We start from the raw sequence: 14,938 nt of genomic DNA on the forward strand, positions 1-14,938 counted from the left end.
CAAAATATTCCGGATCGGGTTTCCTTTCAAGTCTGTTCCATCACTGTAAGGAACATCGGAAACCTTCGCCCATTCTTTTTCCAGTTCCTCTTCCGAAACGAAATACTGAACCGGGTAACCATTCTCCCAATTCATGTTCTCAGGCACATCAAAGGTGTAGATATTGCCATTCGCGGTTCTCAATCCGTAATCATCGGTATTGATTTCGATCTTAGGTGCAACAGGTTGAAGTTTCGCCGTGATAAAAACGATAGAAGTCAGCATACAAACTGCAAATAATCCGATAAAACTCCGTTTGACCCACGGTTTTTGAATGGATTTTACCTTGAAGTAAAACATCATCAGAATTACTCCTGAAAGCGTGAAAAATCCCATTCCGATCTGTGACAGATTCGTATAATAGACGAACCATAAAGCCAAAATCAAAGCAATCCATCGGTATGGAAATTTCCGAATCCACCAGGCTGCGCAAAACACCAATGCCAGGACAATCATCATGGCAAAACGCAAATGCGAAACGAACAGGGAAAGACTCCGGATATCGTCATAAACCTTTGAGCCCCACCAATGGAAATAGGTTCCCACATTGATAAAGCTGATGATAAAAACTGCAAGCAGGAAACTGAGAGCAACCCACATATAATGTTTCACACGGGTCAACGGAATGGCAACAACCGCTAAAGGAATGGTATAAAGCGGCATTTCTTTCCGGATCATATCCAGAGCTTCTTTCTGATCGTTTGACCAACAAATAGAAATGATCTCCATCCCGATGTATGCAAACAACAACCAAAGCCACTTGTTGGAAATCCAGTTCTTCCAAACCGTTTTCCAATCCCAAAGCAGAATGACATTCAAACCCAGAAGCATGGTGCCAAGCGACAAGGGAATTTTACTATAAGGCAACCCGGCTGCAATTCCCATCATTGCTACCAATTGAATATAGTAATGAACGGGCTTACCGGTCAATTTATCCAGCATAAGTAATCGCTATATTAAATCGATAACGCTTATTTCCCGAGAATAGTATTTAGCTGTTTTGAATCCGAAAGAATCTCCAATGCTTTCTGCACATCTTTATCTGCCTGGAATGCTTGTTCGGCACGACCATTTTGATAATAGTAACGGGATACGATTTCACTGGAAAGAATATCGTTAATCTCCGCTTTAAACTTATCCAGATCACGCTCTTTCGATGGAGTTACTTTCGACAATAATTGCTCATAATCTGCTTTGATGTCTTCAAAATATCCTTCATCTTCTGCGGTCTTTTTCATTCTTTCCAATTGTTCTTCGGAAGCCGTGGAATACGTAAAGGTTTGTTTCAAGGCATACGCCTTAAATGCATCGTACTCTTCCGGGGTCAGTTTGAATGTTTTAGCCGGCCCGATAGTTTCATGTGAACGTTTGAAATCTGTTGCATAATTGAAAATCACATTATTGCTAACCAACATCAATAACAAGCGGGAATAATCGTCTTGTTCCACCACCATATCCGGCTCAATTCCGCGTCCGTCGATTACTTTGCGTCCGTTTGCCGTTTTGAAGGTCTTCAACAAGGAATCTGCAATGGCTTTCGGCTTATCTCCAAGCTCTTTGTCGTAGTATTCCAAACGCTGAACACAACGCCCCGAAGGTGTATAATATTTTGAGATCGTCACTTTGATCTTCGATCCATACTTCAGATCAAAGGTACGCTGCACCAATCCTTTTCCATAAGAATTCGTTCCGACAATCACCGCACGATCCAGATCCTGTAAACTTCCCGCAACGATTTCTGATGCTGATGCCGAACCGCCATCCACCAAAACTGCCAATGGAATAGTCAAATCAATCGGATCTGCTGATGTGGCATATGTTCTGTTTTCCTCCGGAATGCGCCCTTTCGTAGTTACAACCGTTTGTCCTTTTTTCACGAACATATTCACGATTTTCACCGCTTCAATCAATAAACCTCCACCATTTCCGCGCAAATCCAGGATCAAAGAAGTCATTCCCTGCTGTTTCAATTTTCCATATGCCGCCAACACTTCAGCAGAAGCGGTTTGTGTAAAGGCGTTTAATTTGATATAACCGGTGGATGTACCCAACATCCCGAAGTAAGGAACATCTGCCAGTTTAATTTCGTCACGCGTAATGGAAATGGTTTTTTCCTGACCTGCACGTTCCACACGCAATTGAATCGTAGAACCTTTCGGGCCGCGCAAAGCATCTGAAACCTCATCACTTGCTTTTCCTTTCATGTCTTTTCCTTCAATGGAAAGGATTTTATCTCCTGCTATCGCACCAGCCAACTGAGCCGGCTTTCCTTCATAAGGTTCAGCGATGTAGGTATAATCTCCCATTTTCCGGATCAAAGCACCAATTCCACCGTATTGTCCGGTAGTCATCATGCGGTAATCTTCCATATTCGACTCGTGGTAATAAACCGTATACGGATCCAGCTGTCTCAACATCGCATCGATAGCGGTTTTGCTCATTTCACCCGGTTTAATCTCATCCACGTAATTCATTTCCAATTGCTGGAAAATGAGATCCATCAATTCCATGGATTTAATCTCCTCAAATCCGTTGGATTGCGCTTTTACCTGGGTATTAAAACCAAAAACGATGGCTGCCAGGACGAAAACATGCAGGAATTGCTTCATATTTAATTATTTTTCTTTAACTGCGTTGCCACTTGATTTCCATCAAAAACTTCGCTTAATTTTTATCTGCTCTAACGCTTGTTCCTTCGCTTTAAGCAATTCATCATTGCTTAGCTCAGTCTTCACCGACCTTTCGGCTGGCTCTTATCGAAAGCAGTGCTTTCTCTTATTGGGTGACGTTCAAAAATCATTCCGTAAAAAAGACTTTCTAATGGGGTAAAAATACCGAAAGATTGGAAAAGGTACTTGATTTTTTAGGTTTTTTGATGAAAGGCAAACTGATTACTCCTTATCAGCGAATTCCGCAATCAATTTCCCCAGCAGTTTCCGCACACTCTTTTCCAATTCCGGATAACTCAGCACTTCCTTGTTTCCATAAACAATAAAAAGTGCCAATTGCTTTTCCCGGACATTCAAAAGGTCTTCCAAAGGTTGTTTTTCCCTGCGCAAAACCTCTTTCATCAAGCGCTTCACATAATTGCGGTCGTGCGCCCGTTTGAATTGTCGTTTCGGAGCAGAAAGCACCACCTGAAAAGGAACTTTCTCAGTCGATTCGTTTTCGAGGTAATAAACCGTCAACGGAAAGGCACGCAGCTGTTTTCCCTCCTTGAAGAGACGGTCGATCATTTTTCGACTACAGAGCTTATATGGTTTTCCGAACGACTGATTCATTTATCAATTTGAGAATTTTACCTCTCCCCTTGAGGGGAGATTGAGAGGGGTGGCCATCCCCCTTTATCCCCCTTCAAAGGGGGAAGAAACGAATCTACTTTACCGTCCACGTCACGCCATCCTTACCGTCTTTCACCACAATTCCGGCTTCTGCCAAACGATCTCTGATCTTATCTGATGTACTCCAGTCTTTATTTTCACGCGCAGATTTACGCATATCTAATACCAAATCCATTGCCGCTGTCAAAGCTCCGTCCGAAGATGCCTTTTCAATTGTCAAACCAAGTACATCGAACACGAATGCGGTAAATTCTTTCGTCAACAATTCCAGGTCACTTGCCGAAATAGCCGCTTTTCCTTCTGAAACGGTGTTGATGTATTTCACTGCTTCGAACAAACCTGCAACGAGCATTGGTGCATTGAAATCATCATTCATTGCTTTATAGAATGAATCCACCAACCCCTTCACATCCAAAGAAGATGTTTCTTTTGTCTCCAAAGAACTCAATTTCGCGTATGCTTCTGATAAACGTTCAAATCCTTTTTCAGCTGCATTCAGGGAATCCGGAGTAAAATCCAGCGTACTGCGGTAATGCGCCTGCATCATGCAAAAGCGAATCACTTGCGGAGAATACGGTTTATCGAAAACATCCGTTGTTCCTTCCACAATTTCTTTCGGCAAAAAGTAATTCCCCAACGATTTGGACATTTTCTTCCCATTTACATTCAACATGTTTGCATGCATCCAGTAATTCGCCGGATTGCAGCCAACAGAACCACAACTTTGTGCGATTTCGTCTTCGTGGTGCGGAAATTTCAAGTCCATTCCACCACCGTGAATATCGAACTGGTCTCCCAGGTATTTCGTACTCATGGCTGTACATTCGATGTGCCAGCCGGGATTTCCGTCTCCCCAGGGCGAACGCCAGATTTGCATATCATCCGGATTTGCTTTTTTCCAAAGCGCAAAATCAGCGAAGAATTTCTTCTCTTCCTGCGCATTCAATTCACGGGTTTCTTCTTCCAGTTCGTCTACTTTCCGACCACTCAGAATTCCGTATTCAAATTTTTCACTGTAAGCACGTACGTCAAAATACACGGATCCGTTCACTACATAAGCAAATCCATTCTCAATGATTTTTTCAATCACTTCGATCTGCTCCTGGATATGTCCGGTTGCTGTAGGCTCAATGGATGGAGGCAGCAAATTGTAAATGCGTTGCAGATCCTGGAATTTTACATTGTATTTATAAACAATTTCCAACGATTGCACTTGCTCCACACGTGCAGCTTTTCCAATAGAATCCACTGCTTCACCCGCAGAATTAGTAATATGTCCGGCATCCGTAATGTTGCGCACATATTTCACCTGATAACCCACATGAAGTAAATAACGGTAAATCAAATCGAAATTGATGAACGTGCGCATGTTTCCCATATGCGGTTCGCTATAGAGTGTCGGTCCGCAGACATACATTCCCACTTTACCGGAAATAATGGGTTTAAACGCTTCTTTTTCACCACTTAAACTATTGTAAATCGTTAATGCCTGTGTTGGATTCATTGGAAGAAAAAATCAAATTGTTTGAAGCTACGAAGATAACGAGAATTTGGTAGAGGGCTAAATCTTTGAACTTATTAACCAAAAATATCCTTCCAAAAACCAAAATCCCCTGCTAACTTTCGTCAACAGGGGAATTTGCAGTAGTAATTTAGACTGTGGTGTCCAGGAGTATTCTTGTTTTGTAATAAATCAACTAAAACCTCCCACTTTCTCCAGGTATGACGGAGAAAATTCTTTAAACGTTGTTTAACGCTTGCGAAATATCTGAAATAATATCTTCATAGTGCTCTACCCCAACGGATACGCGTACCAACGCTGAAGATATTTTCATTGCTTCTTTTACATCTTGCGGTACATCTGCATGGGTCATCGTTGCCGGGTGTTCTGCCAAACTTTCCGTGCTTCCCAAACTCACTGCCAATTTGATTAATTTCAGGTTATTCAGGAATGCAAAAGCTTCCTTCTCTCCTCCAATGACGTCAAAGGCAATCATCGCACCGCTGGAAGTATATTGTTCTTTGTAAATGCGTTTTTCATTTTCGGTTCCCTGTTCCGGAATAAATCCTAAATAATACACATGGCTTACTTTCGGGTGTGAACGCAGAAATTTCGCAACTTCCACCGCATTTTTCGCCTGTTCTTCCATACGCACTTTCAAGGTTTCCAAACTACGCATCAATAACCAACCTGTCCACGGACCAGCCATGTTTCCTAAGAATGTTCTCAATCCTTTAATCCGCGCCATCAAGGCTTTGGATCCCAAACAAGCTCCGGCAATGACGTCCGAATGACCTCCGATGTATTTGGTAGCCGAATACAAAACCAGATCCGCACCAAACTTCAGCGGATGCTGCCACAATGGTCCCATGTAGGTATTGTCAACCGATAAAATCACATCCGAATCTGCAGTTGAAAAACGCTTTTTGATATCTGCGCACATTTGAATGTCGATCAGGGCATTCGTCGGATTGGCAGGTGTTTCGATATGAATCATGCGCAAACGATCAGCCTTTCCAGTGGCTTCAATGCGGGCAACAATCATGTCGAAATCTTCATCTGCACGAAATCCAACCGAATCAATCTGCATCTTTTTCAGGAAATGATTGATAAAATGGTCGGTTCCACCGTAAACCGGGCGGGAATAAAGCAATAAATCTCCGGGCGACAAAAACTCCATCAAAGCAGTTGAAATAGCCGACATTCCACTTTCGAAAACGGCACAATCTTCCGCTTCATCCCATAAACACAAACGATTTTCGAGAATTTCAAGGTCCGGATTGTTTAATCGTGAATAAATCAACCCCAACTCTTCATTTTCCCCTTTTTCACGAATTCCATAAGCTACTTCGAAAAATGCCTTTCCCTCTTCAGCCGTGTTGAACACAAAGGTTGAAGTTTGGAAAATCGGACATTTAATCGCCCCTTCCGAAAGAGAAGGTTTGTACCCGTAACTCATCATTAAACTTTCTGGTCTCATTAAGAATTTTATACGTTAAATACTTTTACTAAGAAAAAGGAATTTTTGCTGAATTTCAGAATCAAAGAATATTATTCTATACATTTAGAAAATAATGCTTTTCCATTCTAATATTTAACATTTGAACTACGGAAAGCAGAATTATTTTCTCAAAATCAGAACAATGAGCTCGTTAGACACAATAGATCAGCAAATTATTGCCCTTTTGCAAAGCAATGGCAAAATGAATAATAAGGAAGTTGCGGGTAAAATCGGGCTTTCCGTTACTCCGACTTTTGAACGTATCAAGCGCCTGGAGCGCATTGGGGTGATTCAGGGTTATACTGCTTTGATCAACCGGAAAGCAATTGGCCGGGATTTAAAAGTAGTTTGCCAGGTGAGTCTGAAAAGTCACCAGAAAGAAGGAATTGACGTTTTTGAAAGTGCGATCCGGGAACTGCCGGAAGTCAGTCATGCGTATCACGTAGCCGGCGCAACCGATTACATGCTCATCATTGAGGTCGCAAATATGGAAGTGTACCAGGATTTCCTGAAGAATCAACTGGCGCGCATTCCTCATATCGGGCAGGTGAATAGCAGCTTTGTAATGTCAGAACTGAAATAGTTGTCGCCACGAATTCACGAATTAGAGCTCGGCTAACGCGCTCGCATTGGTTTCATACTATAATACGAAACGTTTGTATTTCAGGCTATCTTCATTAAAATTGACTAATAATCCTAAAGGAAGATTAGAAACAGCCAGATAATTAATGACTTGTGCATAATGTGATTTAGTCAATTGGCTAACGGCCTTTATTTCCAGAATGATCGAGTCAACGACCACAAAATCTGCATAAAAATAATGTGGAAGTATAATATCTTTATAGTGAACCTTGAATTCTTTCTCCCTGATAAATGGAATATTTTCCCGTTTCAATTCATACTCAAGGGCATCTTTATAAACAATTTCAGAAAACCCATCTCCCAAATTTTGGTGAACTTCCATACAACTGCCTATCACGTCATAGGCTTCTTTTTTTAAAATTAAATCTCTCATTCACTTTAAATTAAGAAAAAAGTTCGTTTCAAACAATAGCCGAATCAAAATCAAGCCCGTCTATAAATTTGTGAGCGCGTTAGCCGAACAAAAAATTCGTGAATTCGTGGCCTCCACCCTGGAGGAAAAATCAGAATTAACGTTAAATGACTGATTGTTTGAATCGTAGTTTGACTTTTATTCCTATATTTATTAGGAACACATTAAAACAAAAGATTATGTCAAGCAACACAGGAAATATCGTTTTGGCACTTGTTGCAGGTGCAGTGGTTGGAGCGGGGATCGGAATTTTACTTGCCCCGGATAAGGGATCGGTAATACGAGAAAAAATCAAAGACGGAGTTGGTAAATCAAAAGACAGTTTGATTGACAAGTACCATGAATTGGCACAACTCTTACATCAAAAAGCAGAAAACGTCGGAGAAAATTTGAGTGATTTTATTGACAAAGCTATTGATAGCGGGAATCACGAAAAGGATGAACTGATTGCTTTGCTGGAAGCGAAATTGGATTTGCTGAAAACTCCGGTGAAGAAAACTGCAAAGTAATATGGCGTTTGACGAATTAAAGGAAAACACCCGTCAGATTCAGGAAGAAGCGAAGGCCTATCTCGAAAGCACGATGGAATACTACAAATTGTGGGGGTTCAAAATCGTGGTGAAATCTACCAAAATGGTGGTGAAAGTGATATTGCTCTCCTTCTTCCTGATGATGTTTTTGATCTTCGGGTCTGTTTCTGCTGCCCTGGCAATCGGTGAGGCTCTGGAAAGTTATTGGCTCGGATTTCTGATTGTATCGGGAATCTACCTGGCTCTCATTCTCTTGCTGTTATTCGTTCGTTCCAAACTCATCGAGCGGCAAATTCTGCGCAAATGTTCTACCATTTTTTTGAATGACTAATGAGCAGAAAATCACGGAAATACAATTCGTTTGAGGAAATTGAGCTGGATCTGAAAATCCTGAAACTCGAACGGGAAATCCATGCACAAAAATTCAAACGCGGTTTGCAGGGAGCAAAGAAAAACCTGCAACCCTCCAATGTGCTTCACGAAGCTTTGGGCGGTTCTGACAATGGAGAACCTTCCTTCATTGAGCGCATAATTCCCATTATTTTACAGTTCGCACTGAAATCTTTCAAATAATAAAGGGTAACTTCGGAGGAATCAAAAGTACCCCATGAAAAAAGTTGTCTTTTTAGATACCATCCACCCCATTTTAGCAGAACGATTGACTCAAAGCGGCGAATACGAATGCATCGAAGGTCACGATTGGTCGAGAGAAACATGTGAAAAGCAATTGCATGATACTCATGGAATTGTTATCCGTTCCCGCTTTACGATGGATGAATCAATCCTGAAATTTGCCCCGGATTTGCAGTTTATTGCACGTTCAGGTGCCGGAATGGAGAATATTGACGAAGATTATTGCACGAAACGCGGAATTACGTTGTACAACGCGCCTGAAGGAAACAGAAATGCAGTCGGGGAACACGCTTTGGGAATGTTGCTTTCCATGATGAACAAGATTCACACTGCAAACCGCGATGTCAAAAACGGAATCTGGGACCGCGAAGGAAATCGTGGTGTTGAACTCGACGGAAAAACGGTTGGAATCATCGGTTATGGAAACAACGGAAAAGCCTTTGCTAAAAAGTTGCGCGGTTTTGATGTGACTCTTTTGGCCTACGACAAATATAAAACCGGTTTCGGGGACGAATTCGTGATCGAAGCGACATTGGAAGCAGTGCTCCGGAAATCGGATGTGATCTCTTTTCACATTCCACAAAACGAAGAAACGATTTACTTTGCAGACCAGGAGTTTTTTGATGCACTCGGCAAACCGATTTATCTGTTGAATTTGTCAAGAGGAAAAATAGTTGAAACCAAATCATTAATTGATTCCATTCGAAAAGGAATCACGATTTCGGCAGGATTGGACGTGAATGAATTTGAGAAAAAATCTTTTGAAAACTTCTTTGAAAATGATTCAAACGAAGCATTGAATTTCTTGCTTCAATCGGACAGAATTTTACTGACACCACATGTTGGGGGCTGGACAAATGAAAGTTACTACAAACTTAGTTCTGTTTTAGCAGACAAAATTCTGAATGAAGGGAATTTTGAAATATAAGTTATTGTTTTACTTTATTTTAAATCAAATTGATTCAAGTATTCATTCAGTATAAAAACTGAACAACTAGTTCTAACTTCACTTTAAATTTGTGCACAGATTTTATCTATTTCTACAAATGAATCGCGTGACTATGCTTCATTCATGAAAACCAAAAAAGCATCTTCGATCAATTGGTATTTCAGCGAATATGCTGTTTTTTCAAAATCTACCAGCAACGTTTCTTTTTCAATCTTCAGCAAACTCACTTCCTCTTTCAGATCCTGAACCTTGCCTTCCTTCCATTTGTAAAAGACTTCTTTCGCACACCACATCAGATGTAATGCGGTTTCATCCTCAGAAAATTCAATCTCCCGGTCGTTTCTGAAATAATCCTGACCGGCTTTCAATCTTTCCGAATAAACCTGGACATCAATTCCAACCGGTTTTCTCCCGACCATGACGGCAAACCAACCCTTCGAATGAGAAATAGATAAAAACAATTCCGATTTTGCTTCAAAGTAAGGTTGTCCGCTTGTTTTGTAATCGATATGAAGATTTCCATAACCCAATTCATCCAGCAATATCAGAATTCCCTGCTTCTCCAGATCGCGCTTGTTGATTCCGCTTCTCAACAATGCTTCGTAGTTCTCCTGCTTAAAATAAGCAAGCACAAAATCAGGATTGTTAATTATACTAATCATTGCTCGTACGGACTTGAAATTACTCAGATTCAGCTCAAAAATAGCTTATATTTGCAGTCTATTTATTCAAATCCGTGTTAAGAACCTTATTAAAATACCTATTCCGTCTTGTTTGGATTCCCACAGAACTGGTATTTGCCTTTGTTTTCATTTTGTTTACGATCGTTCTGTTCAATGCCCAGATCGACACTCCGGAAGTTCCTTCTATCGAGGTCGGCGAGCGCAAGCAAGTTGGAAAAGATCATTACGTACTGGGAAGTTCCTATCTGAAAAAAAACAAATTCGGGGTTTGGGAAATGTATCTGGAAGGTGAACCTTATGAAAGGGGGTTGATTTATGGAAAACTCGCGAAAGAATTGGTCCAGGAACAGGAAGATATTTTCGTGGGACAAATCAATAACTTCCTTCCGAATAAGCTTTGGAGACACGCTATCAAATTGATGGTAGGGTTCTTTAACAGCGATCTTCCGGAAAACATTCCACTGGAAAACCAACAGGAGATTTACGGAATTTCCCAGTCATTTTCCGAACGTTACAACTACATTGCTTCGAAATATACACGTATTCTGAATTATCACGCAGCACACGATATCGGGCATGCGTTGAATGACTACAGCGTTGTTGGTTGTACTTCTTTCGCGGTAAAAGGAACGAAAAGCGAAAACAAGCAATTGTTGGTCGGGAGAAACTTCGACTTTTATGTCGGTGATGATTTCGCAAAGAATAAGCTGATCATTTTCGTGAACCCGAGCAAAGGATACAAATTCACTTCTTATTCCTGGGCAGGATTCACCGGAGTTGCTTCCGGAATGAATGAAAAAGGTCTGACAGTCACCATCAATGCCTCAAAATCGGATTTGCCGACAAGTTCCAAAATGCCGATTTCGCTCCTGGCACGGGAAATTCTGCAATACGCGAAAAACATAGACGAAGCCATTGCCATTGCCAAAAAGCGACATACGTTTGTTTCAGAAACGCTTATGATTTCTTCCGCAGAAGACGGAAAAGCAGTGTTGATTGAGAAATCCCCGAAAAAACTGGGAGTTTACGAGAGCAAAACGGATGTATTGGTTTGCGCCAATCACTATCAATCCGAAACCTTTAAAAAAGACCCGGAAAACGTCAAAAACATTGCACAAAGTGATTCAAAATACCGTTTCGACCGCATGAATCAGTTATTGGAAAAATCCAATGTCCTGAATCCTTTAATAGCCGCTTCTATCCTGAGAAATCAAAACGGTTGGGACGGAGATACGCTTGGAATGGGAAATCCGCGTGCTTTGAATCAATTATTGGCTCACCACAGTGTTGTGATGCAGCCGCAAAGCAGACTTTACTTCATTTCGAGTACAAATTTCCAACTAGGAACCTATTTGGGATATGATTTGAACAAGACTTTCAAAACGAAACACATTCAATTGGTGGATTCTATTCCGCAGGATGCTTTTGTGAACTCCGTTTCCTACCAGAAATTCAAAGATTTTAAAACGGTCAAACAACAAATTTCAGCTTACCTGATGTTTGATCAGGCACTCGATCTGAACGAGAAGCAAATCGCAACCTTTATCTCCAATAACTCGGAATTATACATTACCTACGAGCAGTTAGGAAAGTATTTCCAGAAGAAAGGAAACAAAAAAAGAGCTATTTTGTATTATCAAAAAGCATTGACGAAACGTGTTGCTTCACCGCAAATAGAGCAGGAACTCAAAAATTTGATCAAAGAATGTCAGAAGTAATTGAAAACAATACCCAATTTCAACAGGTCCTTCAAACACTGGATTATGCGTTCGCACATGCTCCTTTTTACCAAAGACACTTTTCAAAAACGGTTCTTGAAAACATGACTCCTGAAGTATTCCGGATGCTTCCGTTTACCAATAAAGAAGATTTGTCGCTGAATAACCGGGATTTTTTGTGTGTTCCAAGCAATCAAATTGCGGAATATGTCACAACTTCCGGAACTTCCGGAAAACCCGTAACAATTTATCTGACGAAAAACGATTTGTTACGCCTGGCTAAAAACGAAAAGGAATCGTTTGAACTGACAGGAGCAAAAGCGGGAGATCTTTTTCAATTGATGACTACCATCGACAAGCAATTCATGGCCGGACTGGCTTATTACCTGGGAGTTCAGGAGCTCAATGCGGGAATCATCCGCATTGGTCCGGGTGTTCCGGCTTTGCAGTGGAATTCAATCCTGGAAAACAAGCCCACGATTCTGATCGCAGTTCCGAGTTTCCTGGTCAATCTGATTGATTACGCGAAACAGAACGGTATCCAGATGAATGAAACGTCCGTTCGTTCCGTAATTTGCATCGGAGAACCGATTCGCGAAGATGATTTATCCGAAAATGTATTGGCAAAACGCATTCATGCAGACTGGAATATCGAATTGTTTTCGACCTACGCCTCAACTGAAATGGGAGCGGCGTTTACGGAATGTACCGCGCATCAGGGCGGACATTTGAACGAAAATCTGATCTACCTGGAAGTCTTGGACGAGGCAGGAAATGAAGTTCTTCACGGTGAAAAAGGAGAAATCGTTATCAGTACCATCGGAACGGAAGGAACTCCGTTAATCCGTTATAAAACAGGAGACGTAGCCCGAATTTACAGAGAACCTTGTACTTGCGGAAGAAATTCCGTTCGCGTAGGCCCTATTCTGGGTCGGAAAAATCAAATGATCAAGTTTAAGGGAACAACCATTTTTCCGCCTTCGATTTACGAAATTTTTGACAGCCGATCCGAAATTAGCTGTTACAAGATTGAAGTTTCAAAAGATTATTTAGGTCATGACACCATCACCATCTTATTGGAAAACAGAATCGAGCATTCTCCGGTGATGAATGAGATTGTGGAAGAATGCAAAGCGAAATTGCGCGTAGTTCCGCATTTCGTTTTCCTTGAAACGGATTATTTACGCAGCCAGGTTTTCAAAAACCACATGCGTAAGCCAGAAAAAATTGTCTTTAAGTAAGCACGTGATACATCCTCACCAAGCTATAATAAACTCTAAAAACTATGTGACCTATCGCGTGCTATGTGGTTCATTTTACCACATAGCTACGTAGAACACATAGAGAATATTCAACCGGAAGGCTCTTGTTTTCTAAATCAGAAACCACAAAACGAATCTGGTGCGTATCATACATTCAAGTCCGATACATTCCTTTACTTCATATTTTACATCTTCACGATATGCGCAACCGCATTTACCAAAGTACTGTGCTTTTTAACGAACGGATTCGTTTCATCCCAAACATATCCTGCCAAAACAGAACAAATCTGCTGACGAATCTGATCATCGACCTTCTCACTGAAGAAAATATCTCCTAAAGTTCCTTCATACCAGGCCAAAACGTATGTTCTGAACACATCAATTCCTTTTTTCAGAACCACGCTGTAATCGTTTTCCCAATCTACATTTTCTCCGTTCAATTGCTTCGCAACCAATGCTGCTGCTTTGTATCCGGAAGAAATTGCAAGTGTTACTCCTGAACTAAAAATCGGATCGAGAAATTCCGTACTGTTTCCACACAACACATATCCTTCTCCGTAAACCTGCTTCACAGAAACGGCATAATTCACGATCAAACGCGGCTCAAACATGAACTCAACACCGTCGTAACGTCCGTCCAAACCAGGGAATTCAGCTACGCGTTTTTTGAACAGTTTTCCACCGTCAGCATAACATTCTTCAATGAAATCCTTGTTTCCTACAATTCCGACAGAAGCAGTTCCGTCAGAGAAAGGAATCGACCAGATCCAAGCCGTATTGTCATTGAAAGCGTGAACGAAAATATTTCGTCCGGCTTCCGGGGTTCTTTTTCTATCGTCGATATGCGCAAAAACAGCTCCACGCGGCGGAGTAGAAACAGGAACTTCCAGGTTAAACATCTGAGGAAGTACGCGTCCATATCCGCTTGCATCCATCACAAAACGGCAATGAACTTCGTGAATATCTCCGTTTTTATCGCGGTAAGTAACCACTTGTCTTGTTGCTGAAGTTTTTACATCCGTCACTTCTGCCTGAAATTCCACCTCTGCACCTTGCTTTTCAGCCTCTTTGATCAAAGCATGATCAAAATCCGCACGTTTTACCTGGAAAGTATAAGACCAACCTTCGGAAAACTGATTTTCAAACAGGAAATCACAACGTTCACCGTCATGGTAAAAACATGCTCCCGTTTTGATTTGAAATTTCAAAGCTTCAACCGCAGGAAGAAGCCCCAATTCATCCAAATAATCCATACTGTGAGGCAATAAACTCTCACCGATCACGAATCTGGGAAACTGCATTTTCTCCAAAACCAAAACCTTGAAACCCTCTTTAATTAGTTTAGAGGACGCTACAGAACCCGCCGGACCTGCACCAATTACGACAACATCAACTTCTTTAGTCATACATTTTGATTTTTTCTACGATTAGCTTATTATTTACAAAATTAAAAGATGTTACAAGAGCGCCAATAGTCGCACCCAAAATTCCATGAAAAATGATATTCTGACCTGTCAGAAACAAATTCGGAACGTGTGTTTTGGTATTGATTTGCGTCTTGTGAATATGATTGAAATCCTTCTGAATCCCATACATGGAACCGTCGGGAGTGGAAATATAATCCCTGTAAGTTATCGGAGTAGAAGAATAGACGTGTTTGATCTTGGTTCTGATTCCGGGAAAACGTTCTTCCAGGCGGTCAATTACGCGGTTTTCACATACTTTTT

General features: G+C 41.2%; 15 protein-coding genes and 1 pseudogene. 7 read left to right on the forward strand and 9 right to left on the reverse strand.

Translation table 11 applies throughout. From position 1 onward, the window contains the following. The 5 genes from Q1V93_RS07265 to Q1V93_RS07285 form a co-directional block, all read right to left on the reverse strand. Window positions 1–981 (reverse strand): hypothetical protein (locus Q1V93_RS07265; RefSeq protein WP_300663259.1); only part of this gene is annotated, 981 nt, incomplete at its 3' end. Window positions 982–1,010: 29 nt separating this feature from the next. After that, a complete protein-coding gene (locus Q1V93_RS07270; RefSeq protein WP_300663261.1) occupies window positions 1,011–2,648 on the reverse strand; it encodes a S41 family peptidase in 1,638 nt (545 codons plus the stop codon). 282 nt (window positions 2,649–2,930) lie between these two features. Then, on the reverse strand, window positions 2,931–3,320 hold the full coding sequence (gene rnpA / locus Q1V93_RS07275) for a ribonuclease P protein component (RefSeq protein WP_300663263.1): 390 nt from the start codon (window positions 3,318–3,320) through the stop codon (window positions 2,931–2,933). 94 nt (window positions 3,321–3,414) lie between these two features. Continuing rightward, on the reverse strand, window positions 3,415–4,884 hold the full coding sequence (gene cysS / locus Q1V93_RS07280; protein WP_300663265.1) for a cysteine--tRNA ligase: 1,470 nt from the start codon (window positions 4,882–4,884) through the stop codon (window positions 3,415–3,417). A 235-nt stretch (window positions 4,885–5,119) separates the two neighbouring features. Beyond that, window positions 5,120–6,361 carry a cystathionine gamma-synthase family protein gene (locus tag Q1V93_RS07285; RefSeq protein WP_300663267.1) on the reverse strand — a complete coding sequence of 414 codons (1,242 nt, stop codon included), beginning with the start codon at window positions 6,359–6,361 and terminating at the stop codon, window positions 5,120–5,122. A 163-nt stretch (window positions 6,362–6,524) separates the two neighbouring features. Here Q1V93_RS07285 and Q1V93_RS07290 point away from each other — a divergent pair, with 163 nt between their 5' ends. Then, on the forward strand, window positions 6,525–6,965 hold the full coding sequence (locus tag Q1V93_RS07290; protein WP_300663269.1) for an Lrp/AsnC family transcriptional regulator: 441 nt from the start codon (window positions 6,525–6,527) through the stop codon (window positions 6,963–6,965). Window positions 6,966–7,022: 57 nt separating this feature from the next. On the opposite strand, the gene Q1V93_RS07295 is transcribed toward Q1V93_RS07290, so the two are convergent. Further along, window positions 7,023–7,397, reverse strand: a complete 375-nt coding sequence (locus Q1V93_RS07295) for a GxxExxY protein (protein ID WP_300663271.1) — start codon at window positions 7,395–7,397, stop codon at window positions 7,023–7,025. A gap of 218 nt (window positions 7,398–7,615) precedes the next feature. On the opposite strand from Q1V93_RS07295, the gene Q1V93_RS07300 reads away from it, so the two are divergent. Genes Q1V93_RS07300 through Q1V93_RS07315 form a run of 4 tightly spaced genes read left to right on the forward strand, consistent with a single transcriptional unit; the run spans window position 7,616 to window position 9,527 of the window. Next, window positions 7,616–7,945 (forward strand): YtxH domain-containing protein, encoded by a 330-nt coding sequence (locus Q1V93_RS07300; protein WP_300663273.1) that lies wholly within the window; start codon window positions 7,616–7,618, stop codon window positions 7,943–7,945. A gap of 1 nt (window position 7,946) precedes the next feature. Beyond that, window positions 7,947–8,297: a competence protein gene (locus Q1V93_RS07305; RefSeq protein WP_300663275.1), complete on the forward strand. Its 351-nt coding sequence runs from the start codon at window positions 7,947–7,949 to the stop codon at window positions 8,295–8,297. Further along, a complete protein-coding gene (locus tag Q1V93_RS07310) occupies window positions 8,297–8,539 on the forward strand; it encodes a DUF6327 family protein (protein ID WP_300663277.1) in 243 nt (80 codons plus the stop codon). Before Q1V93_RS07305 ends, Q1V93_RS07310 begins: the two co-directional genes overlap by 1 nt. A gap of 34 nt (window positions 8,540–8,573) precedes the next feature. Continuing rightward, window positions 8,574–9,527, forward strand: coding sequence for an NAD(P)-dependent oxidoreductase (locus Q1V93_RS07315; RefSeq protein ID WP_300663279.1), 954 nt, complete (start codon window positions 8,574–8,576; stop codon window positions 9,525–9,527). 131 nt (window positions 9,528–9,658) lie between these two features. Here Q1V93_RS07315 and Q1V93_RS07320 read toward each other — a convergent pair whose 3' ends face one another. Further along, the gene (locus Q1V93_RS07320) at window positions 9,659–10,210 is read right to left on the reverse strand and encodes a hypothetical protein (protein WP_300663281.1); all 552 of its coding nucleotides are present in this window, start codon (window positions 10,208–10,210) and stop codon (window positions 9,659–9,661) included. A 74-nt stretch (window positions 10,211–10,284) separates the two neighbouring features. Between Q1V93_RS07320 and Q1V93_RS07325 the strand changes: the two genes are divergently transcribed. Together Q1V93_RS07325 and Q1V93_RS07330 are read left to right on the forward strand one after the other, a co-directional pair. Then, on the forward strand, window positions 10,285–11,949 hold the full coding sequence (locus Q1V93_RS07325; RefSeq protein WP_300663283.1) for a C45 family peptidase: 1,665 nt from the start codon (window positions 10,285–10,287) through the stop codon (window positions 11,947–11,949). Beyond that, window positions 11,937–13,190, forward strand: a complete 1,254-nt coding sequence (locus Q1V93_RS07330) for an AMP-binding protein (RefSeq protein ID WP_300663285.1) — start codon at window positions 11,937–11,939, stop codon at window positions 13,188–13,190. The genes Q1V93_RS07325 and Q1V93_RS07330 overlap by 13 nt, the downstream gene beginning before the upstream one ends. A gap of 206 nt (window positions 13,191–13,396) precedes the next feature. Here Q1V93_RS07330 and Q1V93_RS07335 read toward each other — a convergent pair whose 3' ends face one another. Both Q1V93_RS07335 and Q1V93_RS07340 read right to left on the reverse strand, forming a co-directional pair. Further along, complete coding sequence (locus tag Q1V93_RS07335; protein ID WP_300663287.1) at window positions 13,397–14,617, reverse strand: NAD(P)/FAD-dependent oxidoreductase; 1,221 nt, start codon at window positions 14,615–14,617, stop codon at window positions 13,397–13,399. Continuing rightward, a pseudogene (locus Q1V93_RS07340) lies at window positions 14,610–14,938 on the reverse strand (all-trans-retinol 13,14-reductase); the annotation flags it as partial. The pseudogene Q1V93_RS07340 and the gene Q1V93_RS07335, both read right to left, overlap by 8 nt.

Origin of the sequence: Fluviicola sp., from assembly GCF_030151805.1 — a bacterium.
GTDB lineage: Bacteria > Bacteroidota > Bacteroidia > Flavobacteriales_D > Crocinitomicaceae > Fluviicola.

Excerpts from the sequence above, each read along its gene's own strand:
- Q1V93_RS07270 (WP_300663261.1), bottom strand. The coding sequence starts at position 2,648 with ATGAAGCAATTCCTGCATGTTTTCGTCCTGGCAGCCATCGTTTTTGGT.
- rnpA (WP_300663263.1), bottom strand. The coding sequence starts at position 3,320 with ATGAATCAGTCGTTCGGAAAACCATATAAGCTCTGTAGTCGAAAAATG.
- cysS (WP_300663265.1), bottom strand. The coding sequence starts at position 4,884 with ATGAATCCAACACAGGCATTAACGATTTACAATAGTTTAAGTGGTGAA.
- Q1V93_RS07285 (WP_300663267.1), bottom strand. The coding sequence starts at position 6,361 with ATGAGACCAGAAAGTTTAATGATGAGTTACGGGTACAAACCTTCTCTT.
- Q1V93_RS07290 (WP_300663269.1), top strand. The coding sequence starts at position 6,525 with ATGAGCTCGTTAGACACAATAGATCAGCAAATTATTGCCCTTTTGCAA.
- Q1V93_RS07295 (WP_300663271.1), bottom strand. The coding sequence starts at position 7,397 with ATGAGAGATTTAATTTTAAAAAAAGAAGCCTATGACGTGATAGGCAGT.
- Q1V93_RS07300 (WP_300663273.1), top strand. The coding sequence starts at position 7,616 with ATGTCAAGCAACACAGGAAATATCGTTTTGGCACTTGTTGCAGGTGCA.
- Q1V93_RS07305 (WP_300663275.1), top strand. The coding sequence starts at position 7,947 with ATGGCGTTTGACGAATTAAAGGAAAACACCCGTCAGATTCAGGAAGAA.
- Q1V93_RS07310 (WP_300663277.1), top strand. The coding sequence starts at position 8,297 with ATGAGCAGAAAATCACGGAAATACAATTCGTTTGAGGAAATTGAGCTG.
- Q1V93_RS07315 (WP_300663279.1), top strand. The coding sequence starts at position 8,574 with ATGAAAAAAGTTGTCTTTTTAGATACCATCCACCCCATTTTAGCAGAA.
- Q1V93_RS07320 (WP_300663281.1), bottom strand. The coding sequence starts at position 10,210 with ATGATTAGTATAATTAACAATCCTGATTTTGTGCTTGCTTATTTTAAG.
- Q1V93_RS07330 (WP_300663285.1), top strand. The coding sequence starts at position 11,937 with ATGTCAGAAGTAATTGAAAACAATACCCAATTTCAACAGGTCCTTCAA.
- Q1V93_RS07335 (WP_300663287.1), bottom strand. The coding sequence starts at position 14,617 with ATGACTAAAGAAGTTGATGTTGTCGTAATTGGTGCAGGTCCGGCGGGT.